We start from the raw sequence: 648 nt of genomic DNA, 5'->3' as shown, positions 1-648 counted from the left end.
GTTGTACTTCAGCACCTACTGGGCACTCTGGTGGCGTTCAGCGTGTTTGCACCCCTACGGCTAGCACTCATGCTCGGCCGGCGACCGAGCCGCCAACGTGGCCTACGTCGGCTTCGTCCCCGGCGCTGGCGGCTACACTGCCGGCAGCACGGACATCTCGGCCCTCGGCGTCGGCGTCCACGTCAAGCGGTTCTACAACCTCAACGGCAACCTGAGCGACACGTACATCCTCTATGCCGGTGCGAACCTGATCTGGTCGCCGGTGAAGGACCTCGATATCGGTGTCGAGGGTATCTACACCCAGTACGGTGTCCAGAACGGCCGGGTGCTCGACACCCAGAAGTTCAACTACACCGCCGCCCAGGTGAACTCGGGCATCCCGGTGAAGACCATCACCAGCACCGACGTCTTCCAGGCGCGCTTCCGCGTCCAGCGCGACTTCTAATTGTCTATCCGGATCGGGATCTCCAAAGCCCCGATCCTGATGTCCCCCGTGCAAGAGGGATCTAAACTGCCCGGCCTTCGTGCCGGGCATTTTTTTGCGCTCTGCAAACGCTGCCGGAGTAGTTGAGGACGATTGGGCGATCGTGTGAGGGTCGGCGTCGCGGAGGAACTGGATACCCCAAGCGCCGGCTCACGGCCCATGAG

At 62.7% G+C, this 648-nt stretch carries 1 protein-coding gene; it reads left to right on the top strand.

Annotated features, from left to right (window positions below):
* Positions 1–97: 97 nt before the first annotated feature.
* A complete protein-coding gene (locus MKK52_RS22115) occupies positions 98–445 on the top strand; it encodes a hypothetical protein (protein WP_243957790.1) in 348 nt (115 codons plus the stop codon).
* Positions 446–648 lie beyond the last annotated feature (203 nt).

This window comes from Methylobacterium sp. J-067 (assembly GCF_022829465.1).
GTDB lineage: Bacteria > Pseudomonadota > Alphaproteobacteria > Rhizobiales > Beijerinckiaceae > Methylobacterium > Methylobacterium litchii.
Note: the sequence above shows the minus strand (reverse complement) of the source record. Positions and strands in the feature narration are given on the sequence as shown.